Annotated in this window: 18 protein-coding genes; 9 read left to right on the top strand and 9 right to left on the bottom strand. The window is 48.5% G+C overall.

Annotated elements, in window-relative coordinates; genetic code table 11:
* Nucleotides 1-98: 98 nt before the first annotated feature.
* Nucleotides 99-323, bottom strand: coding sequence for a hypothetical protein (locus QL223_RS15575; RefSeq protein WP_039850426.1), 225 nt, complete (start codon nt 321-323; stop codon nt 99-101).
* A gap of 258 nt (nt 324-581) precedes the next feature.
* Complete coding sequence (locus QL223_RS15565; protein ID WP_002541366.1) at nt 582-833, bottom strand: hypothetical protein; 252 nt, start codon at nt 831-833, stop codon at nt 582-584.
* A gap of 356 nt (nt 834-1,189) precedes the next feature.
* On the opposite strand from QL223_RS15565, the gene QL223_RS15560 reads away from it, so the two are divergent.
* Nucleotides 1,190-2,152, top strand: coding sequence for an integron integrase (locus QL223_RS15560; RefSeq protein ID WP_002541365.1), 963 nt, complete (start codon nt 1,190-1,192; stop codon nt 2,150-2,152).
* A gap of 177 nt (nt 2,153-2,329) precedes the next feature.
* Here the strand turns inward: QL223_RS15560 and QL223_RS15555 are convergent, their stop codons facing one another.
* Nucleotides 2,330-3,844 (bottom strand): fumarate hydratase, encoded by a 1,515-nt coding sequence (locus QL223_RS15555; protein ID WP_002541364.1) that lies wholly within the window; start codon nt 3,842-3,844, stop codon nt 2,330-2,332.
* A gap of 317 nt (nt 3,845-4,161) precedes the next feature.
* On the opposite strand from QL223_RS15555, the gene pabB reads away from it, so the two are divergent.
* The 4 genes from pabB to QL223_RS15535 all read left to right on the top strand — a co-directional run bounded on the left by pabB (nt 4,162) and on the right by QL223_RS15535 (nt 9,296).
* Nucleotides 4,162-5,514: an aminodeoxychorismate synthase component I gene (gene pabB / locus QL223_RS15550; protein ID WP_002541363.1), complete on the top strand. Its 1,353-nt coding sequence runs from the start codon at nt 4,162-4,164 to the stop codon at nt 5,512-5,514.
* 36 nt (nt 5,515-5,550) lie between these two features.
* Complete coding sequence (locus tag QL223_RS15545) at nt 5,551-6,243, top strand: CoA pyrophosphatase (protein WP_002541362.1); 693 nt, start codon at nt 5,551-5,553, stop codon at nt 6,241-6,243.
* A 201-nt stretch (nt 6,244-6,444) separates the two neighbouring features.
* Entirely contained in the window at nt 6,445-7,710 is a 1,266-nt protein-coding gene (locus tag QL223_RS15540) for a serine/threonine transporter (protein WP_002541361.1), read from the top strand.
* A 224-nt stretch (nt 7,711-7,934) separates the two neighbouring features.
* A complete protein-coding gene (locus tag QL223_RS15535) occupies nt 7,935-9,296 on the top strand; it encodes an L-serine ammonia-lyase (RefSeq protein ID WP_002541359.1) in 1,362 nt (453 codons plus the stop codon).
* A gap of 97 nt (nt 9,297-9,393) precedes the next feature.
* Here QL223_RS15535 and QL223_RS15530 read toward each other — a convergent pair whose 3' ends face one another.
* The 4 genes from QL223_RS15530 to QL223_RS15515 all read right to left on the bottom strand — a co-directional run bounded on the left by QL223_RS15530 (nt 9,394) and on the right by QL223_RS15515 (nt 14,036).
* Complete coding sequence (locus QL223_RS15530) at nt 9,394-9,978, bottom strand: RNA polymerase sigma factor (RefSeq protein ID WP_002541358.1); 585 nt, start codon at nt 9,976-9,978, stop codon at nt 9,394-9,396.
* Between the two features lie 398 nt (nt 9,979-10,376).
* Nucleotides 10,377-11,600, bottom strand: a complete 1,224-nt coding sequence (locus QL223_RS15525) for an OFA family MFS transporter (protein WP_002541357.1) — start codon at nt 11,598-11,600, stop codon at nt 10,377-10,379.
* A gap of 419 nt (nt 11,601-12,019) precedes the next feature.
* Entirely contained in the window at nt 12,020-12,742 is a 723-nt protein-coding gene (gene nfsA / locus QL223_RS15520; RefSeq protein WP_002541356.1) for an oxygen-insensitive NADPH nitroreductase, read from the bottom strand.
* Between the two features lie 112 nt (nt 12,743-12,854).
* The gene (locus QL223_RS15515) at nt 12,855-14,036 is read right to left on the bottom strand and encodes an iron-containing alcohol dehydrogenase (protein ID WP_281545230.1); all 1,182 of its coding nucleotides are present in this window, start codon (nt 14,034-14,036) and stop codon (nt 12,855-12,857) included.
* A 343-nt stretch (nt 14,037-14,379) separates the two neighbouring features.
* On the opposite strand from QL223_RS15515, the gene QL223_RS15510 reads away from it, so the two are divergent.
* The 4 genes from QL223_RS15510 to QL223_RS15495 all read left to right on the top strand — a co-directional run bounded on the left by QL223_RS15510 (nt 14,380) and on the right by QL223_RS15495 (nt 18,794).
* On the top strand, nt 14,380-14,643 hold the full coding sequence (locus tag QL223_RS15510; protein ID WP_002541354.1) for a GrxA family glutaredoxin: 264 nt from the start codon (nt 14,380-14,382) through the stop codon (nt 14,641-14,643).
* 216 nt (nt 14,644-14,859) lie between these two features.
* The gene (locus QL223_RS15505) at nt 14,860-16,542 is read left to right on the top strand and encodes an aspartate:alanine antiporter (RefSeq protein WP_002541353.1); all 1,683 of its coding nucleotides are present in this window, start codon (nt 14,860-14,862) and stop codon (nt 16,540-16,542) included.
* A 217-nt stretch (nt 16,543-16,759) separates the two neighbouring features.
* A complete protein-coding gene (locus QL223_RS15500; RefSeq protein WP_002541351.1) occupies nt 16,760-17,434 on the top strand; it encodes a response regulator in 675 nt (224 codons plus the stop codon).
* A 1-nt stretch (nt 17,435) separates the two neighbouring features.
* Entirely contained in the window at nt 17,436-18,794 is a 1,359-nt protein-coding gene (locus QL223_RS15495; RefSeq protein WP_002541350.1) for an ATP-binding protein, read from the top strand.
* Nucleotides 18,795-18,891: 97 nt separating this feature from the next.
* Here the strand turns inward: QL223_RS15495 and pgsA are convergent, their stop codons facing one another.
* Together pgsA and uvrC are read right to left on the bottom strand one after the other, a co-directional pair.
* Complete coding sequence (gene pgsA, locus QL223_RS15490) at nt 18,892-19,446, bottom strand: CDP-diacylglycerol--glycerol-3-phosphate 3-phosphatidyltransferase (RefSeq protein ID WP_002541349.1); 555 nt, start codon at nt 19,444-19,446, stop codon at nt 18,892-18,894.
* A 42-nt stretch (nt 19,447-19,488) separates the two neighbouring features.
* Nucleotides 19,489-21,324, bottom strand: coding sequence for an excinuclease ABC subunit UvrC (gene uvrC, locus QL223_RS15485; protein ID WP_275041002.1), 1,836 nt, complete (start codon nt 21,322-21,324; stop codon nt 19,489-19,491).
* Between the last annotated feature and the right edge of the window lie 2 nt (nt 21,325-21,326).

Raw genomic sequence — 21,326 nt, 5'->3', positions numbered from 1 at the left:
TGTTCGAGAGAATTGGCTGCTGGCGCAGCCAAAAGAATACTATTGCCTATTGACCGGAGAAGGGCTCATATGTGTTAGGCGATGCGTCGGAATAGTAATTACAGTACTGACTCTTCGCTAAATTTGAGCCCTAAGCTTTTCTCAACCGATACTCTTAGTTCACTGAAGGACTTATATGCACTCGTAGCCTCACAATTGATTTGACGACCCGTATCTTGTGCATCACATACTAATTTCGTGATAGCTGTGTCATCAGATACCGGTCCATGCACTGAAAATATACCCTTATCTAAATCTTTAACAACGACAAAGAATGTTGTCATATCTCTTTCCTCAATATTGATTATTACTCATATCGCCTAACGCCCTGCTAAGGGGTGAGCAACGCAATACAAAAGCCGCCGCAAACCGCCTTAATCACTAAAATCAACGCATAGTAAAAATGCCACGCGTTGCGAATCCCTCTTGAGCAGTTTGTTAGTTTGCAAACCCAAAACGTTGATTTTACGATATTTTAAACTTTGCAAACAACAAGCATTATGTGCTTTGATGCACTTAAGTCAGGCTTAGTCTCAAAGCAGCTAGTCAATGAAACCACTTGGAACAAACAACGCCACAGAAAACGAACTCACAACACCAAAAAGCGCTTTTGGAAAACCAATTTCACAATGCGGACTTTCAACAAAGTCACTGAAACCACGTGGAACTTGCCACACCAAAGAAAGCGTCATTTCAGCGAGTAGATCGGCTTTTATACCAACAAACTCAACGAGCAGAGTTTCAGCAAAAAAGTTCAACTCAGTTAACCCAAAAGTCTCCGCACCAAAGAACAAATCAACCGTTGAAACAATACCAATTTTGAGTTTACACCACGCTAGTTAACACTGAAATTGAATGCCGACAAGACAATTTCGACTTTAAGCTTTTACCACTAGATCTTGCGATATAGGCGCGTTTTTCCTCTTGCAAACTAACATTGTATTAGATGACAAAATGTCCTGTTTAATCACGACATTTTGTCTTTTAACAACAAGCGCACTGATTCTACCATTGACTAAAATGTTGTTTTCATAAAATTTCTTCCGCCCACACAAAAACAAAATGTAGGAAAAGGACAAAATGTCTTTTTAGTTGCATTCAAGAACTAACAGCCATAACTGTATGTAAAAACAGTATAGGTTGAACAAGAATGAAATCTCCCTTCCTCAGTGCAGTTCAAGAAATGATGTACACAAAGCACTATTCACAAAAAACGGTAAAGGCATATATCTATTGGATTACCGACTTCATACGCCATAACAACATGACACACCCTTCAAAAATGGGAGATCTGGAAGTCGAAAATTATTTGAGCTTCCTTGCGAACCAGAAAAATGTCGCTGCTAATACACAATCCCTCGCTTTAAACGCGTTAGTGTTCCTCTATAGGGATTTTATCAAGACCCCACTTTCGATTTCATTAGACTTTGCATCCAGCAAAAGAAAACAGAAGTTGCCTGTTGTTTTGACACAAAGTGAGGTAAAAACCCTACTTTCTCACTGTCCCGCCAATCATTATCTGCCAGTTGCTCTTATGTATGGGAGTGGGTTGCGTTTAATGGAATGCATGAGGCTGCGTATCAAAGATATCGATTTCGATTATCGATGCATTAGGGTGTTTGACGGTAAAGGTTCAAAGAACCGTATTGTAACCTTAGCGCCAGAATTGATTGCACCACTAAAAGAACAGATAAACATCGTTGAACGTCTGCTGAAACTCGATATTGATAATCCATATTACGAAGGTGTCTGGATGCCAAACCGACTCAGAATCAAATATGCGTCTGAACGTAAAAAGCAACCTTGGCAGTTTTTGTTCCCTTCTTCCAAATTGAGCGTGGATCCAGAAACAGGCGCTATAAGGCGGCACCACTTACACGAAAAGCAACTCCAGCGCTCACTTAGAGATTGCGCAAGAAAAGCAAACATCCAAAAGCACGTAACCCCTCATACTCTTAGACACTCTTTCGCCACTCATCTTTTGCAATCAGGCGCAGATATAAGAACTGTACAATCTCAACTAGGGCATAGTGATGTTCGAACCACACAGATTTATACACATATTCTTCAGAATGGCGCTAACGGAGTGAAAAGTCCCCTATCTTCCATTTAGTCACGCTACCGCCGCTGCGCATTTAGCCCAGTAATCAAACTGAGCGAAATACTAATAAACTGGGCACCCCAATAGAAATTGTGGCAATACTTCTACGATCAACCTCAAGCAATCGGCAAACAAAAACCGCGGCCTAGGCCGCGGTTTTATTGGTTTTCAAGCAGATGCCGTTTGGGCTTAGCCTTCCATTTCGGCGATTTTCACCTTCCAGGTGTCTGGGCCGATTTGGTGGGCATTGTCACCGCGCGAATCGACGGCAACGGTCACTGGCATATCAACGACGTCAAATTCGTAAATCGCTTCCATACCCAAATCTTCAAACGCTACAACACGTGCTTTCTTGATGGCTTTAGCAACAAGGTAAGCAGCGCCGCCAACAGCCATCAGGTATACCGCTTTGTGTTCTTTGATAGATTCAACCGTTGCAGGGCCACGCTCTGCTTTACCAATCATGCCGATAAGACCGGTTTCGCTCAGCATCATGTCAGTGAACTTGTCCATACGGGTTGAAGTGGTTGGGCCTGCAGGGCCAACAGCTTCATCGCCCACTGCATCTACAGGGCCTACGTAGTAGATGAAGCGTCCGTTGAAGTCCACGCCGTCTGGCAGACCTTGACCGCTGTTCAGCATTTCCTGAATACGTTTGTGTGCTGCGTCACGACCGGTCAGGATCTTGCCTGAAAGCAGAACCGTTTCACCTGTCTTCCACTCTTGGATGTCTTCTTTGGTGACTTCATCCAGGTTTGCACGGCGAACGTTTTCGCCGACTTCCCAGGTGACTTCTGGCCACTCTTCCAGTTTTGGCGGCTGAAGGTCAGCTGGGCCTGAACCATCAAGGGTGAAATGAACGTGGCGAGTCGCGGCACAGTTAGGGATCAAGCAAACAGGTTTAGACGCTGCGTGCGTTGGCGCGGTTTTGATTTTCACATCAACTACTGTGGTTAAGCCACCAAGGCCTTGAGCGCCGATACCCAGTTTGTTCACGCGGTTGAAGATATCAAGACGAAGCTCTTCTTCTGCGTTTTCTGGACCACGGTCAATCAGCTCTTGAATGTCGATGTGTTCCATCAGGGATTCTTTTGCCAGCACGGCCGCTTTCTCTGCCGTACCGCCGATACCAATACCCAGCATGCCCGGTGGACACCAGCCTGCGCCCATGGTTGGCAGGGTTTTCTCTACCCATGCCGCTACATCGTCAGATGGGTTGAGCATTACCATCTTGGTTTTGTTTTCAGAACCGCCGCCTTTCGCCGCGATTTGAATTTCTACTTTGTCGCCCGGCACCATGTTGATGTGAACTACCGCTGGAGTGTTGTCTTTGGTGTTCTTACGGGTACCCGCAGGGTCTGCAACCACAGAGGCACGCAGTGGGTTGTCAGGGTTGTTGTATGCGCGGCGTACGCCTTCATCGACCATTTGTTGTACAGTGAGGTCGCTTTCCCACTGAACATCCATGCCGATATTCACGAAGCAGGTCACAATGCCAGTGTCCTGACAGATTGGGCGTTTGCCTTCTGCCGACATGCGGGAGTTGATCAGAATTTGGGCGATGGCGTCTTTAGCCGCTTGGCTTTGCTCTTTTTCGTACGCCTTTTCGAGGGCCTGAACAAAATCGATAGGGTGATAGTAGGAGATGTACTGTAGGGCGTCAGCGACACTGTCGATGACATCTTCCTTACGAATGACAGTCATAGTTGCCTCTTTAATTTTTATGATTCCTTGGCGCTGTTCGCTCACTTATCAATGCGGGCTAAACAGTGCTTCCAGTCGAGCTTTGTATTACGAATAGGTATTACAAAATAGTAGGCCGCTTTCTCTTATTCGGCAGCTTTGCCAGAGAAGCGACCCTCTCGCGTCCTTGATTGGGCGAATGACTTTTCGCCGCTTGATTTTTCACTTTCCAAACTTAGCTTTAAAAGCCACGATTATGATACTCTTACGGCCGATTTAGCGCCAACAGACGCTTCAATGCCGATCACAAAAACACGAAAATGACCGAATCGAGACGAATGCCTATCACTCTGCAGTTTCTTGAGTACTCGCCATCAGCACTCACGTCGCTTTTTTCCCGTATTGAATCCCAATCTTGGGCAATGCTGCTGCAGTCTGCAGCGGAAAAACATCCGGATAACCGCTTTGATATTCTAGTGGCGGACCCCATCGCGACGCTTTGCAGTGAAAACGGCATCAACCGCATTTGGTATCGTGACGGTCGCACCGCATCCAGCGAGACGGATCCGTTCGAAGAGTTGCACGCACTTCAGCTTTCCCTTTTACCCCGCACTGAGCCTATCGCACCTTGGCCATTCCTTGGCGGGGCTTTGGGTTATTTCGCTTATGACCTTGGCCGTCAGGTAGAAACTCTGCCTGAGCTGGCGACCCGCGATATCGACATTCCAGATATGGCTGTGGGTATTTATGACTGGGCAGTGATTGCAGACCATAAAGAGAAAAAGCTTGTGCTGATCCAGCCTGAAGGTGAAAACAGACTGGCATGGCTGGAAGACCATCAGGAAGCAGAAGCCTTAGCATTCTCTTTGAAAGGTGAATGGCAGGCAAACATGACGCCAGAAACCTATGAAGAGAAGTTCGACCGTGTGCAGGCGTATCTCAAGTCGGGTGATTGTTACCAAATCAATCTTGCCCAACGCTTTGAAGCGCCTTATCAGGGTAGCGAGTGGGAAGCCTATCAAAAGCTGGCCAAAACCAATGGTGCGCCCTTCTCCGGTTTTATTCGTTTGGAAGACTCTGCCATTCTTTCTGTCTCTCCAGAGCGTTTCTTGCAGCTTCACGGCAGAGAGATTGAAACCAAGCCAATTAAAGGCACCCGCCCTCGTCACAACGACGCTGCAGTGGATGCGGCAAACATTCATTGCCTGAAGAACGCACAGAAAGATCGCGCCGAAAACCTGATGATTGTTGACCTTCTTCGCAACGATATTGGCCGAGTCGCCTCGCCAGGTTCGGTAAATGTACCTAAACTTTTTGATATTGAGACATTTCCAGCCGTCCATCATATGGTCAGTACCGTAACGGGAACACTTTCTGATAATAAGCACGGTGAAGATTTGCTCCGTGCCTGTTTCCCCGGAGGCTCGATAACCGGCGCTCCTAAAGTACGCGCGATGGAGATCATCGAGGAACTGGAGCCGCATCGACGCAGCATTTACTGTGGCAGCATTGGCTACTTGAGTCGTTGCGGCACCATGGACACCAGCATTACGATTCGTACGCTGGTCTGCCATCAGCAGTACATTTATGCTTGGGCTGGCGGCGGCGTGGTCGCAGACAGTGAGGCGGCTTCGGAGTATCAGGAAACGCTCGACAAGCTCAGTCGGATTCTTCCTGTGCTGTCTTCATAAGAGGCGGTACAGCGCATTCAGAAGTAGGTAAGACGCATGTTAAAAACACCATGGATGGAAAACACCTCGCTACAGCAACCGGCCATTCTGGCGCATCAGACGCGCCAAAGCCCGATGCGTCCCCTATCCCGCCATTGGTTAGTACAACGTTTTAGCCTGAGCCCCAGTTACCATTACGACAAACGCGTGATTCAACGTGCGACCGATGCCATGCGTCGGGAAGGATCACCAGATCTTCGTCCTGCAGCTGTGATGATCGCCCTTGCAGAACGTGATGGCGAACTGCATGTCCTGTTGACCAAACGTGCAACGCACTTGAAACATCACCCAGGCCAAATTAGCTTCCCCGGCGGTAAAGTCGAAGAATCGGACACGGATATCGTCGAAACGGCGATTCGTGAAATGGAAGAAGAGATTGGCGTCACCACTGACAGAGCGCATCTTCTTGGCTGTTTAACGCCACTTCCAACCGTCAGCGGCTACCTTGTTACGCCTGTTATCGCTTTTGTGGATGCCGATTACACACCCGTACTGGATGCCAATGAGGTTCACAGCCTTTTTGAGGTGCCACTCGCTCAATTTTTGAGACGCGATGCCATCACCAAGCAACCTTTCCATGTTCGTGGTAACACCTACCACATCTACGCCATGAGCTATGAAAACCACCTGATCTGGGGTGTTACGGCTCAGATACTTCATGCCCTCAGCCAGCAACTTTCCCTAAACTAATTTTTAATACCTCAACTATTTTTAAGGTCTTTAAACAACGTTTTTAAACCATAAAAAATGTGAATGTAGTGAGATCAAATAAATTCGTCGCACGAAATATTGTTGCCACAAAAATGATCTCCATCACAGTTTACAGTGAAAAAATGTAAACAATACGCATCAGTTCCCGATCTGTTCCGTATTATTTTTGGTGATTAAACGATGCAAACTCAGTCAAGCACGACTTCGAGCGCAGACAAAATGAAGTGGTCTGCTCAAGACACCACCTGGATGCTATCTCTGTTTGGTACAGCGGTAGGTGCAGGTATTCTGTTCCTTCCTATTAACGCTGGTCTGAACGGTTTCTGGCCTCTGGTTGCCCTGGCAATCTTGGTTGGTCCTATGACTTATCTGGCTCACCGTGGCCTTGCACGTTTCGTTCTGTCTTCTAAGAAGCCAGGCAGCGACATCACTGAAGTGGTTGAAGAGCACTTCGGCGCGACTGCGGGTAAACTCATCACTCTGCTTTACTTTTTCGCGATTTACCCGATCGTTCTGATTTACGGCGTTGGTATCACCAACACTGTTGACTCTTTCATGGTTAACCAGCTTGGCATGGAATCTCTGCCACGCGCTGTTCTGTCTATCATCCTTATCATGGGTATGATGTCAGTGATGCTGGCGGGTGAGAAACTGATGCTGAAAGTGACTCAGTTCCTGGTTTACCCTCTGGTTGCCATCCTGCTGTTCATGTCTATCTACCTGATCCCTGATTGGAACATGTCTGCACTGCAGCAAATTCCTACAGCGGGTGATTTCATGACAACCCTGTGGATCTCTATCCCAGTTCTGGTTTTCGCATTCAACCACAGCCCTGCGATCTCTGCGTTCTCTATGGCACAAACTCGCGACTACGGCGACAACGCTGAGCGTAAATCAAACCAAATCCTGTTCCGCACCTCGGGCATGCTGCTTGGTTTCGTCATGCTGTTCGTGTTCTCTTGTGTTCTGAGCCTGACACCTGCTGATCTGGCGGAAGCGAAAGCACAAAACCTGGCGGTTCTGTCTTACCTGGCGAACAAACACGAAAGCCCATTCATCTCTTACCTGGGTCCAGTTGTTGCCTTCGTTGCTATCGTGTCTTCTTTCTTCGGTCACTACATGGGTGCACGTGAAGGTCTGAACGGTATCATCATCAAGCAACTGCGCTCTCGCGGTAAGCAAGTGAACATGAAGAAAATCGATATGTTCACCGTGGCATTCGTTATCATCACCAGCTGGATTGTTGCAACCATCAACCCAAGCATTCTGGGTATGATTGAATCACTGGGTGGCCCTATCATCGCGACCATTCTGTTCATCATGCCGATGTACGCTATCAAGAAAGTACCGTCTATGCAGAAGTACGGCGGTAAGGCGAGCAACATCTTCGTCACTTTCATGGGTATGGTAGCGATTTCAGCGATTATGTACGGTTTCATCGCCTAATAAATCGTGTAGAATGCACAGCCCCAAAAGAGCAAGGATGCTTAAATTCCTTGCTCTTTTTTGCTTTTTTCACTGAGCCACGGAAAGGTAAATACCTAACATTTAAGGTCAGCAAAACCTAGGGTATATCGGCTCAGCAAAATGTCACCTCCACGGATGGATATAAACGAATTAATCCAAATGCCCGTCCACGTAAACCACGGGCATTGACTGAGGTATGACACATGATCAGCGTTTTTGATATCTACAAAATCGGCGTAGGTCCTTCCAGCTCGCACACTGTTGGCCCTATGAAAGCCGGTAAATCATTCATCGACGATCTGACCCGCATGGAGAAACTGCAGGACATCACCAAGATCACTGTGGATGTCTATGGCTCTCTGTCCCTGACCGGTAAAGGTCACCACACTGATGTGGCTATTATCATGGGTCTGGCGGGCAACTCTCCAGAGAACGTTGATATCGACAGCATTCCTGGCTTCATCGCGCGTGTTGAAGAAACCGAACGTCTGCCAGTAGGTATCCAACTTCACACTGTCGACTTCCCACGTGAAGGCGGCATGAACTTCCACACCACTAACCTGCCTCTGCACGAAAATGGCATGACCATCACTGCATGGTCTGGTGAAGAGAAAGCCTACGCCAAGACTTACTACTCTATCGGCGGTGGTTTTATTGTTGATGAAGAGAACTTCGGCAAAGAAGACGAAAATAAAGTCGCTGTTCCTTATGAATTCAACAGCGCGGAAGAACTGCTGAACCATTGTAAAGAGACTGGCCTGTCAATCAGTGCAGTTGTGATGGCAAACATGCGTGCAATGCACACTGAAGATGAAATCGAAACCTACTTCGGTAACGTATGGCGCACCATGCGTGAGTGTTTGGATCGCGGCATGAACAACGAAGGCGTATTGCCTGGTCCACTGCGTGTTCCACGCCGTGCGGCAGCGCTCCGCCAACAGCTTCTGTCTACTGAGAAGTTCTCAAACGACCCAATGGCAGTGGTTGACTGGGTAAACATGTTCGCGTTTGCAGTTAATGAAGAAAACGCAGCTGGCGGCCGTGTTGTAACCGCACCAACTAATGGCGCGTGTGGCATCATCCCAGCGGTTCTGGCGTACTATGACAAGTTCATCCAAACCGTGAGCCCACGTGAATACACCCGTTACTTCGCAGTATCTGGCGCGATTGGTGGCCTGTACAAGCAAAATGCGTCTATCTCTGGTGCTGAAGTAGGTTGTCAGGGTGAAGTTGGTGTTGCCTGTTCAATGGCGGCAGCAGGTCTGGCTGAGCTGATGGGCGGTAGCCCACAGCAGGTATGTATCGCTGCTGAAATCGGCATGGAGCACAACCTGGGTCTGACGTGCGACCCTGTTGCAGGTCAAGTACAGGTTCCTTGTATCGAGCGTAACGGTATTGCTGCCATGAAAGCGATCAACTCTACCCGTATGGCGCTGCGCCGCTCTTCTGAGCCACGCGTGTCTCTGGACAAGGTTATCGAAACCATGCTGGAAACCGGTAAAGACATGAACGCGAAGTACCGCGAAACCTCTCAGGGTGGTCTGGCAATCAAAGTGATTTGCTAATCCCGTTCTGGTGACTGGGGTCATTTGACCTTAAGGTACAAAAAAGAAAACCGCCCAAGTTGGCGGTTTTCTTTATTCACGATTTGCTATTCGAATTTCAAGCCGTTGCAAGCAGGCCCTCCTCGTTCTTCAGTACATGCTTCTCTGCCGCATCAATGGCGCGGTAAAGACGCATTTTCGTCGCACTCAGGCCAAGGCCGAGGACGTTACTGATTTCTTCGAGCGAGAGGTCATGTTCAAAACGCAGCACAAGGATTTCCTGTGCGGTTTTAGCCAATGATTGCACTGAATTTGAAATACCCTGTTCTGAGGTCACAGGACACTTCTCTTCAACGCCAACTTCCTCTTGCAACTCGTCTGAAACGAAACGTTGCGAGTGTGTCGCACGCTTCTTCAAATAGCTTCTGCACTGATTGTCTGCAATTGCATATAACCAGCTTCTGAATGCAGCTTCGCCGCGATAGGCGTGGATGTAGCGGAAACTCCGCACCAAGGTTTCTTGCAACACGTCATCCGCGTCATAAGGACAACCTAACCATGCCATGCATCGACGATGTAATGGTGAAAGGTAGCTCGCGACCAGTTGGTCGAAGTAGTTGCGGGCTAACGGGTGCCCCGCCTGAATCTTAGCTATCTGTTCACGCTCACTGTTTTTAATACAGGTTGAATCCACTGAATGCATGTTAATACCCTCCTGGTATTCGAGTGGTGAACACAACCTAGCCAATGCAAACTGAACAATCAAACAGTGTTTTCTATTCAAAAATGCCTGAATAAACCAACAAATCTGACCAGTTATTCATCACTGTTATTGAACGGCGTTTTATTATCAATCACTTATTGGCACTGATTTAGAACAGCGTTCAATTACCTTAAGAAAGTTGCGACTTTAGAATGTCTCATAAAGTCTCACCCGTGGAACACATTATCAGCTCTGGTCTAAGGTCAGACCTCGGATTTGCATCTCAATTGGGGGGCATTACTGATGCGATAAAGAGGGATAAAAATGATGAGTTCTGGAAGGTCAGGATACAAAAAAGCCCGCATAAAGCGGGCTTCCAAATAGTTGGTAGCTAGCGATTACGCTGCAACTTTCTGCGCGTTTGCTGCTTCTGCTTTCACTGGTTTAGTAATGAAAGATAGAACAACTGCTACAGCCAGCATTGCTGCACAGATGGTGTATGCCATCACGTAATTGCCGGTCATGTCTACTGCGGTTGCAGCAACAACAGGGCCAATGAAACCACTCACACCCCATGCGGTGTAAAGCACGCCGTAGTTACCGCCGTAGTTTTTCAGGCCATAGTAGTCAGCAGTGATAGATGGGAATACTGCCAGCAGTGTGCCGTAACCTACGCCTGCAACAGCCGCACCTACCATCAGAGTGAACTCAGTGTTGTAGGTAGCGAACATCATCATGTTGATGCCTTGCATGATGAACGCCAACATCAGAGTTTTCAGACCACCAATCTTGTCAGATAGGATACCTGCTGCAACACGGCCGCCTGAGTTGAAGATAGACAGAACAACAACCAGGAACGCAACTTGAGTCAGATCAGACTGGTTAATCGCGATAGAAGTGATGTTACCGATCACCATCAGACCCGCAGAAGATGCAAGAGCATACATCAGCCACAGTGAGTAGAACTGTGGAGTCTTAACCATTTCGCGCCAACCCATGTTGTTGTCGCCAGCGCCTGCTTTAGCTACGTAGCCAGCAGGTGCTTCTGGTGTGTAGTCCGCAGGTGGGTTGTTGATGGTGCACGCCAGTGGAACAGCGATAGCCAGAATACCTACACCCAAGATCATGAAGCTTTGCTGAACGCCGTAACCTTCAATCAGCATAGAAGTCAGTGGCGCCAGGTATACCGCTGCCAGACCGAAGCCTGCTGCGATCAGACCGTTAACCATGCCCTTCTTAGATGGGTGGAACCACTTCATTGCCGCTGGAGACAGACACGCGTAGCCGAAGCCGATGCCACAACCGGTGATCACACCGAAGCTCAGCAGTAGAGTCATAGGAGATGAAGCAAAGCTAGATACGATCATGCCAATGCCAACCATGATAGTACCCAGGATCAGAACTTTACGAGGACCCATACGGTCTTGCAGGTTACCCGCCACCAGCAGAGAAAGTGCAAAACAGATGGTTGCAACGGTGTAAGGCATAGATGCATCTGCGTTCGACCAACCCTGCTCTACCAGTGACTGCTTGAATACAGACCACGCGTACAGGATGCCGATACACATATTGATAAAGAAACCGGCTGCTAGTACGCCCGTAGCTTTGTTCAGTTTGTTCATGTTACGACTCAATAAATTCACTAATAAAAGGTGTCGCCGGCATAAGCCCCCTACTGCGCCACCCAACCCAACATCCCCGCGTAACTCATTCACTAAATTGATGAATTAATAGTCAAAACTGCGAAGATATAAATTATTTTTGGCATTCTTCAAATTTGATGAGAATGACAGAAGCGCGCGGAGTCTATCAGGGAATGAGAGCGTGATCACCATCTACTTTTGTTTATCGCGAAAAAAGTTTTTTCTGCGGTGAATTATTACTCAACGGTTGTAACAAAACGTGTGGAAAAATAGAAAGGTACTCACCCCGAGTCCCTTTGCAATCAAGGCTCGGAGCGATAGACATGTATACAATGAAACTTCGATATTCTGATGCCTTGATGACCAAATTAAGGTCACTGACATCTTCTTAGAAAATACTACTTGGTGCTGAACCCTTTGCTTTCGAGAAAGGCTTTCATAAACGGACGCGCTTCTTTGCTGAGAGTCCCGGAAATTTGCTCACTCCAGCTCATCTCTTTGTTGCCGCCAGTGCGGGTTCGGTAATACTCCCGCACCTCGGCGTCATAAGATTCCAAAATTGTCTTATTCATCTCTGAATACTCATCGGTGTGAACGACCAACTCTGATGGCAAGCGAGGTTTCACTTCAGGATCTTGCGCAGGATAGCCAAGACAAAGCCCAAACAATGGAATCACCTGCTCTGGCAGTTTCAGAAGGTTGGCCACTTTATCAGGGTTGTTTCTAAGCCCACCGATATACACGCCACCCAAGCCCAAAGATTCAGCCGCTATCAATGCATTTTGTGCCATCAACGCGCCGTCTACCGCACCAATCAAGGTTTGTTCGGCAAAGCCTACTTGCGCATCCGGCTTGATTTGTAAATGTCGGTTGAAGTCAGCACAGAAAACGAAGAACTCTGCAGCATCTGCAACATAAGCCTGATTGCCAGCGTATTCAGCCAGAAGTTGCCTTTTCTCTTTGTCGATGACTCTAATAATGCTGGTGCATTGAATAAAGCTGGAAGTTGATGCAGCACGTGCACTATCAATGATGGCAATGCGTTGCTCATCCGTGATTGCTTGGTCGGTAAATTTTCTTATCGAGCGGTGAGAGAGAATGGTTTCAATAGCCGGCGTCATTGCTGCTTCCTGTTTGTGCCTTCCTGAATAACACCATTATCAAACTGCCAAGAACCAATTGCAAAGCGGACGCCCTAAAGTGTCCACTGCGTTATGTCTTTTGCTTTTTAGGTTAGGCCGGATCTGAGCTCTCCTCGAGATTCGCAGATTGGCAGACTTGTTGAAGAATATGAATGAGGCGGCTTTCACTTAGCGGCAACGGGTTACCTTTAATCGAACTTGAGCGCAGAGCTGATACTGCTACCTCTTCAAACATGGTGTCGCAAAGACCAAGCTGGGGAAGCGTTTCAAGATCTAACCTTCGCAGGATCCGCTGTACCCACACGATGCCATCACTTGGCTCAGCATTCATTCGCCCAGTCAGAATACAAGCCAACTGGCGGTAGCGGTTTAGCAGGCTGATACGCCCTGCTTCACGTGCTGCAAGAATATTCTCTGCCATGACATAAGGGGCAAGTTGTGCCGTGATTGCTCCATGTGGGGCATCCAACACCGCACCCAGTGCAGCAGCCAAACCATGCGCTGCGCCTAATTTGGCGTTTGACTGCGCCATACCACCTAGCATGGAAGCAAATGCCATATCCGCGCGGGCTTTCGGGTCGTCATCTTCGCAGGCATGAATAATCGCCGGGGCCAGACGGCGTAAACCTTCCTCGCATATCATATCGGTCAACGGGTTCGGCTCACCGCAGACATAGGCTTCCATTAGATGAGTGAATGCATCCATACCGCATCTTGCCGAAAGCGATTTTTCTGTGCCGTAGGTTAACGTCGGGTCGATGATCGCGACATCAGGAATCAGATCGGGACTTCGAATTGCTGCTTTGACGTTCTCTTGGGCAGAAATCATCACTGCATTGCGGGTCACTTCCGAACCCGTCCCGGCTGTGGTTGGTATTGCAATACAAGGCAGTGGCTTGGCAGTGAGTGGCAATGCACGCCCAACGACTTCCACGTAGTCGTAGACACTACCTTGGTTGGGAATGAGTGCTGACAACGCCTTGCCCACATCCATGACGCTGCCACCGCCTATCGCTATCACCATATCAGGTTTGAACAAACGCCCAGCAGCGGCCATTTCTTCCACCATGGCAATGAGGGGTTCGTCGTGCACAGCGAGCCGTTGATAACGAATATTTTGCTGGGAAAGATAAGCGAGTAATGGATCGGCACGTTGGTCATCACGCCCTGTCACAACAAGCGCGCTGTATCCGTAGTTATTGAAGATAGAGAAGGAATTGTTGAGCGCGCCTTCACCAAAAATAATCCGCGTAGCGGTCATAAACTGAAACATGGCACCTCCCTGGATCTGGTCAGAAACGAAAAGCAGATCCTCAAACCGAAAAAATTCAACACTCAATTTACGCACTTAAGTGAATATAAAATTGATACAAAGCAGAGACTCTGAGGTTAAAACCGCTTCGTTTTAAACATGTGCAGCCTCCATCACACCCTTTCAAAAATGCGCGCTCTGTTCATTTTCCGATTGATAGATAATTTCGATTGAATTAAGAGACAAAACCTTCTTTTATCTGCCAAGTGCTTGAGGCATAGTTATTGCCAATCGGATGATAAAGCCACGGGCACCTTCCCTATATGGCACCATCCAATCAATTTGAATAAGAAAGGAAATGAATATGTTCGTGGTTATTTTTGGTCGCCCAGGTTGCCCATTCTGTGTTCGTGCAAAGGATCTTGCTGACAAACTGAAAGAAGAGCGTGACGATTTCAACTACCGTTATGTAGACATCCACGCGGAAGGCATCAGCAAAGCTGACCTTGAAAAAACCGTAGGTAAGCCAGTTGAAACTGTGCCACAAATCTTCGTTGACCAAGAGCACGTAGGTGGTTTCACAGACTTCGAAGCTTACGCAAAAGAAAATCTGGGTCTGTACCAGTAATTTCTCTTAGATTTCTCTGAAAAAGCCGGCAAGCAAGCCGGCTTTTTTATTGTTCAAAAACAGAAAGTTGGCACCAATGCAGGCTTTCATACTTTCCATTAGGAAAGTCAGCAAAATTTAATACTATTTTTCATGCGAGTTTCCATTACATTTCATTGCAAATGAGTATAATGGCGCCCCAGAATTTCCCTTGACCCGTGCGCGGATTACTGTTCAGTGAACATAGACGTCTACAACCTGCTTGTTAATAACGACATCCTCCTCCTTTTCGTTGTTTTGGCCATTGGCCTCACCATCGGCAAAATCAGAATCGGCAGCTTCCAGTTTGGTAACTCTATTGGTGTGCTGGTGACCGCCTTATCTTTCGGGCATGCAGGCTTTTCGTTCAGCCCAGAAGCACTGAACATCGGCTTTATGCTGTTCATTTTCTGTGTAGGCATTGAAGCTGGCCCAAACTTTTTTGGCATCTTCTTCCGCGACGGTAAATCTTATCTCGTCCTTGCATTTACAGTGCTGAGTACCTCCGTGGGTATCACTCTGTTGATGAAGTACCAGTTTGGCGTAGACGGCAGTATTGCAACCGGCATGATGGCGGGAGCGATGACAGCAACACCGGTATTGGTAGGTGCGAAAGATGCTTTAAACGCAGGCTTGGGGGGCTCTTTTACCCCAGACCAACTGGCAGGCATGATTGATAACCTGAGCGTCGGTTATGCACTGGCATACCTTGTCGGTCTTATCAGCCTTATTGTGTTGGCGAACTTTATGCCGAAGCTGCAAAAGGAGAATCTTGAGCATTCTGCGCAAAAGATTGCGATGGAACGCGGGCTGGGTAACTCTTCACAGCGCAAAGTTTACCTGCCGATAATCCGAGCGTATCGCGTCGGACCTGAGCTGATCAACTGGGTCGATGGCCGTAACCTTCGTGAGCTGGGTATTTACCGTCAAACCGGTTGCTATATAGAACGTATCCGCCGTAACGGTATTCTCGCCAACCCCGATGGTGACGCCATTTTGCAGGAAGGTGATGAAATCGCACTGGTAGGTTACCCGGATAGCCACGCCCGACTCGACCCTTCTTTTCGAAACGGGAAAGAGGTATTCGACCGTGACCTGCTGGACCTTCGTGTGGTTGAAGAAGAAATCGTGGTTAAGAACGACGCCATCATTGGAAAGCGCCTATCAGATTTGAATTTGTCTGAGTATGGCTGTTTCTTAAACCGCGTTGTCCGTGCGCAAATCGAAATGCCAATGGACCACAACATCTTGCTGTCTAAAGGGGATGTACTGCAGGTCAGTGGTGAGAAGCGCCGCGTTATGGGACTTGCTGAACGAATCGGCTTTATTTCGATTCACAGTCAGGTTTCAGACATGTTGGCGTTCTGTTCTTTCTTCATCTTCGGCCTGATTTTTGGTTTGATCACCATGACCTTCGGCCAGATGACCCTGGGCTTAGGTAATGCGTCGGGTCTGCTGATTGCCGGTATTTTGCTGGGCTTCCTGCGTGCTAACCACCCAACTTTCGGTTACGTGCCGCAAGGTGCCATCAACATGCTGAAAGAGCTGGGCCTGATGACCTTTATGGTCGGCGTGGGTTTGAGCGCAGGTGGCAACTTGATTGAATACCTGCAGCAAATGGGTTTCACCATCATGTTTGGTGCACTGGCTGTGAGCGTGGTGCCGGTAATACTGGCGTATCTGGTCGGTGCATACATTCTCAACATGAACCGTGCGCTGCTATTTGGCGCGATCATTGGTGCGCGTACCTGTGCACCAGCCATGGACATGATTAACCAACATGCGCGAAGCACCATTCCTGCTCTCGGCTATGCAGGTACCTACGCCATCGCCAACGTTTTACTGACGTTTGCAGGCACCCTTCTCGTTATTCTGACTTAGGAGTTGTTGGTATTAGGGTCTGATAGCCCTAATCCTCATAGTCTCCTCGCATATCCGGCAAAGCAGTCAGCAATGATTCAGCGAACAGAAGTTACACTGTTTGCTGAATCTTCCTGCACGTCAGTAACAAACCCGCAGGTTGTTTGCATCAGCGCAACGTTTTGCGCGTTATCATCGTTAAGCTGGTATTCGGAAAACAAAGTAAAGGTAACGGTTTATGCGCATTCTTATCGTCGAAGACGATCCTCTATTGAGTCATCATCTAAAAACTGAACTGTCTGAACTGGGCAATCAGGTTCACTGCGCCAAAACCGCATCTGAAGGCCTTTTCGTCGCCAAAGATTACCCCAACGACATTGCCATTGTTGACCTCGGCCTGCCTGACCGAGACGGCCTGAGCCTTATCCGAGATATTCGACGCGCCGAAATCCGTATGCCCATTCTCATTCTGACTGGCCGCGCGAACTGGCAAGACAAGGTATCTGGGTTAGATGCTGGAGCGGATGACTATCTGGTCAAGCCATTTCAGAAAGAAGAACTGGTCGCTCGTCTTAATGCATTAGTTCGTCGCAGCGCCGGGTTTGTGAAGCCAGAAATCAAAGCCGATAAAATCACCATGGATTTACTGGCGAAGAAAGTCACCGTTGATGATGCCCCTGTTGATCTCACCGCCTTTGAGTACGATTTACTGGAATACATGGTGCGCCACAATCGTCAGGTCGTTTCCAAGCAGCGCCTGCTGGATGTGCTTTATCAAGATCAGGAAGGTGACCCAAACACCATTGAGGTCATGATGAGCCGCCTTCGCAAAAAGCTCACTCAGGCCGGACAAGATAATCCGATTTCTACCGTACGTGGTCAGGGCTACATTTTTGAACTTCAGGTGACCTGATATGACGCGCAACATGATGCCCGAAATCCACAAGCGGGTGATGGTCACGTCCATTGCCATCATCCTTGCCTTCTCGTTAGGGCTTGGTGTGGTGATTAACCAAATTTATGTCAAAAGCTACATTGCGATGTACTCCGCCGATTTGGTGACAGAAGTCCCGCATATCATTGGCGAGCTTAGACAAGACAACATGTTACAACTCGGTGAGAACGCACCACATCGCGATCAACCCATTCCCACTCCTACCACCAAGCAAACCAACTATCTGGCGTTTATCTGTGAACGTGACGGCAATGCTTCCTGGATGTCTTACGGCGCGCGCGATAACGGCATGAACAATGTCTGCCACCACATTCCCTACTCTCTTTCTGGCCCAGACCTCATCTACTACAACGAACTGCCATATGTCGTCCACGTTATCTCAGAAGCGACTTACTCGACAGAAGAAGCATTCTTTGTACTTCGTGAAGTCAGCGCCCAACTGGAAAGTTTGTCTCAGATAAGACGTAAGACTTGGTTATACATGGGGCTACTGTTTTCGATTGCCACAGGTTTACTTTATGCCGCGTCATACTGGAGCTTCAGTCCGCTAAGAAAACTCGCAGGTGAGCTGAATGAAATCGCGGAATCCCGCCGCGAAAAACTGGATTCGGATTACCCCAAAGAATTAGGAGATGTCACGGACGCGCTGAACCGGATGATCACCCTAAGAAAAGAGCAAACCCAACGCTATCGTCATGCGATGGATGATCTCGCCCATAGTCTGAAAAGCCGCCTTGCCGCTACCAATGCGCTATTGGACGACAACACCTTAAGCCGCGAAGCCATGAGCAAACGCATCATTGAGCAAGTCAGCCAAATGGATGACATGGTGCAGTATCAACTGAAACGCGCATTGGTGGGGCAACGAGGTCTGGTTCGCGAAAAAACCGAGCTCAAACCTGTGTTAGACAGTCTCACTGGCATGTTCGCCAAGGTCTACAGTGATAAGCCAGTAAATATCACTACCCGTTTGGAAGCATTGCCTTCTCTGCCGCTCAACAAAGCGGATTTAACCGAGCTACTCGGCAACCTTCTGGAAAACGCATTCCGTTTTTGTATCAGCGAGGTGCGAATCTCAAGCAGCGAGGCCTCAGATCACTATGTGCTGACCATCGAAGACGATGGATTGGGCGTAGAAGAATCTTTGCGTGAGTCTATTTTCCAACGCGGGGTGCGGGCAGACCAACTTAACCCGGGCACGGGCATCGGATTGGCGGTATGTGACGAAATCGTCGAAAGTTATGGCGGCTCAATCCGTGTGATTGATTCCGAACTGGAAGGTGCTGCCTTTGTGATGATTTTCCCGAAAGTCAGCTAGTCGGCATTGAGTGCCAGTTGTCCCCTAAAGTCTGTTGACACTGGAAACAACAGAAACAAAAAAGGCCGCGATTGCGGCCTTTTCATTGGATTCGGGTTTAGTTATCGGCGTTCAGCAAATCATCTTTTGCAGCCAGTAGATACTGGTACATCGACCAGTAAGTCAGCGCTGTCGCGATGTAAAGCGCCGCATAACCTACGTAAATCACCCACTCACTGTCGCGCCAAAGAAGCATAGTCAGAGCAAACATCTGCGCCGCTGTTTTGAATTTCCCCACCCAGGAAACCGCCACACTGGCGCGTTTACCCAATTCTGCCATCCACTCACGCAACGCGGAAATAATCACTTCACGGGCAATCATCGTCGCCGCCGGAATCGTCACCCAAATAGAATTGTAATGTTCAGCAATCAGCACCAGGGCAATTGCCACCATGACTTTGTCGGCCACGGGGTCAAGGAAGGCACCAAAACGGGTAGTTTGTCCAAGGGTACGGGCCAGATAACCGTCCAGCCAGTCAGTCGCACCGGCGATGACAAAGATGAGAGCAGCAGCGAAAGCTGACCATTCATAAGGCAGATAGAACGCGATAACAAAAACGGGGATTAATGCGATGCGTATAAGGGTCAGGATAATGGGGATATTCAGTCGCATACTTATAATACTTTGTGAGTGACGGCCTATGGTGCTTGAAAGTCATTGCTGTTGCAATGACGAATGAATCTTCTCGGCCAAAACACGACTTATACCCGGCACTTTGGCGATTTCTTCAACAGAAGCCCGCTTAAGTTCCTGAATTCCACCCATGTATTTGAGCAACGCCTGACGGCGTTTCGGCCCTACGCCTTCAATTTCCTGCAACACACTGCTCTTGCGAGCTTTTGCGCGTTTCGCTCTGTGGCCGGAAATGGCATGGTTGTGGCTCTCATCGCGGATATGTTGGATGAGGTGCAACGCGGGTGAATCAGAAGGCATAGAAAACTCTTCACCCGTCACCTTAATCAAGGTTTCAAGACCCGGGCGTCGAGTTGTCCCTTTTGCCACACCCAGTAACAACGGATGTTTCGGCCAGTCGGCAAGCAGCGGCTTCACCACTTCCCAAGCACGGTTGAGCTGCCCTTTACCACCATCAATCAAAATGATGTCGGGGATCTTTTCAGGGTCGACCTGCTTGCTATAGCGGCGCTCTAGCACTTGCGCCATTGCCGCATAGTCATCGCCACCGGTAATGCCGGTAATGTTGTAGCGTCGATATTCCTGCTTCACCGGCCCATCCTGATTAAACACCACGCATGAGGCGACAGTCTGCTCACCCATGGTGTGGCTGATGTCGAAACATTCCATGCGTTTCACTGACTCCAGTTCCAGCGCTTCTGACAGCACGCTGAACCGGTTATGAATGGTCATCTTATGGTTGATTTTGCTGGTGAGTGCAGTCGCAGCATTGGTCTGGGCAAGCTTTAGGAAACGGGCGCGTGCACCGCGAGGTTTGCATTGCAGGTTCACTTTGCGGCCTGCGATGTCAGACAACGCGGTTGCCAGATCGGCCAACTCGTCACCCAAGTCTTGGCCAATCAAAATGCTGGTTGGAATCGTGTTTCCTTCAGCCTGTTTCACATAGAACTGGCCGATAAAGCTCGAAACCAACTCATTCACATCGGTATCAGCTGGCATTTTCGGGAAGTAGCTGCGGCTACCAAGCACTTTACCCTGACGCAGGAAAAGTACGTGGATACAGGCCACACCGTTTTCGATGGAAACGCCGATAGCATCCAGATCGTCATCGCTGTCTTGCGAAACAAATTGTTGCTCCTGGACGCGGCGCAGGGCCTGAATCTGGTCACGATATTCAGCCGCTTTTTCAAACTGCAACGCCTGGCTTGCGCCTTCCATCTTCTCCACCAGCGAAGCAATCACCTGCCTGTCTTTGCCTTGCAGGAACAGGCGAGTGAAATTCACCAGCTCATCGTAATCTTCATCGGGAATAATGCCTTTCACACAAGGGCCAGCACAGCGTTTGATTTGATACATCAAACATGGGCGGGTGCGGTTGGCATAAACGGAATCTTCGCACTGGCGGATGGGGAAAATTTTCTGCAGTAAATACAGGCTTTGGCGTACCGCGCCCGCATCAGGAAACGGACCAAAGTACTCACCTTTACGCTTTTTCGCGCCACGATGTACAGCAATTCGCGGATGCTTGCTCGCAGAAAGGAAGATGTACGGATAAGACTTGTCATCACGAAGCAGTACGTTATAACGCGGCAAGTGCTGCTTGATGAGGTTGTGCTCGAGGATCAGTGCTTCTGTTTCGCTGTGAGTGATCGTGACTTCGACGTTGGCGATGTTTTTCACCAAGGCACGAGTCTTCTCTCCAGCGACATTAGTACGGAAATAGCTGGAAAGCCGCTTCTTGAGAGATTTGGCTTTACCGACGTAAATGATCTCACCCGAAGCGTCCATCATTCGATAGACGCCAGGTTTGTCTGAGACTGTTTTTAGGAAATTTTTGGCATCAAACACAGCGAACAGAA

Origin of the sequence: Grimontia sp. SpTr1, from assembly GCF_947387585.1 — a bacterium.
Taxonomy (GTDB): Bacteria; Pseudomonadota; Gammaproteobacteria; order Enterobacterales; family Vibrionaceae; genus Enterovibrio; species Enterovibrio indicus.
The sequence above is the reverse complement of the archived record's forward strand: the minus strand, read 5'-3'. Positions and strand labels throughout refer to the sequence as shown.

Coding starts and splice junctions, on each gene's coding strand:
- QL223_RS15575 (WP_039850426.1), bottom strand. CDS start 323: ATGACAACATTCTTTGTCGTTGTTAAAGATTTAGATAAGGGTATATTT.
- QL223_RS15560 (WP_002541365.1), top strand. CDS start 1,190: ATGAAATCTCCCTTCCTCAGTGCAGTTCAAGAAATGATGTACACAAAG.
- QL223_RS15555 (WP_002541364.1), bottom strand. CDS start 3,844: ATGACTGTCATTCGTAAGGAAGATGTCATCGACAGTGTCGCTGACGCC.
- pabB (WP_002541363.1), top strand. CDS start 4,162: ATGCCTATCACTCTGCAGTTTCTTGAGTACTCGCCATCAGCACTCACG.
- QL223_RS15545 (WP_002541362.1), top strand. CDS start 5,551: ATGTTAAAAACACCATGGATGGAAAACACCTCGCTACAGCAACCGGCC.
- QL223_RS15540 (WP_002541361.1), top strand. CDS start 6,445: ATGCAAACTCAGTCAAGCACGACTTCGAGCGCAGACAAAATGAAGTGG.
- QL223_RS15535 (WP_002541359.1), top strand. CDS start 7,935: ATGATCAGCGTTTTTGATATCTACAAAATCGGCGTAGGTCCTTCCAGC.
- QL223_RS15530 (WP_002541358.1), bottom strand. CDS start 9,978: ATGCATTCAGTGGATTCAACCTGTATTAAAAACAGTGAGCGTGAACAG.
- QL223_RS15525 (WP_002541357.1), bottom strand. CDS start 11,600: ATGAACAAACTGAACAAAGCTACGGGCGTACTAGCAGCCGGTTTCTTT.
- nfsA (WP_002541356.1), bottom strand. CDS start 12,742: ATGACGCCGGCTATTGAAACCATTCTCTCTCACCGCTCGATAAGAAAA.
- QL223_RS15515 (WP_281545230.1), bottom strand. CDS start 14,036: ATGTTTCAGTTTATGACCGCTACGCGGATTATTTTTGGTGAAGGCGCG.
- QL223_RS15510 (WP_002541354.1), top strand. CDS start 14,380: ATGTTCGTGGTTATTTTTGGTCGCCCAGGTTGCCCATTCTGTGTTCGT.
- QL223_RS15500 (WP_002541351.1), top strand. CDS start 16,760: ATGCGCATTCTTATCGTCGAAGACGATCCTCTATTGAGTCATCATCTA.
- QL223_RS15495 (WP_002541350.1), top strand. CDS start 17,436: ATGACGCGCAACATGATGCCCGAAATCCACAAGCGGGTGATGGTCACG.
- pgsA (WP_002541349.1), bottom strand. CDS start 19,446: ATGCGACTGAATATCCCCATTATCCTGACCCTTATACGCATCGCATTA.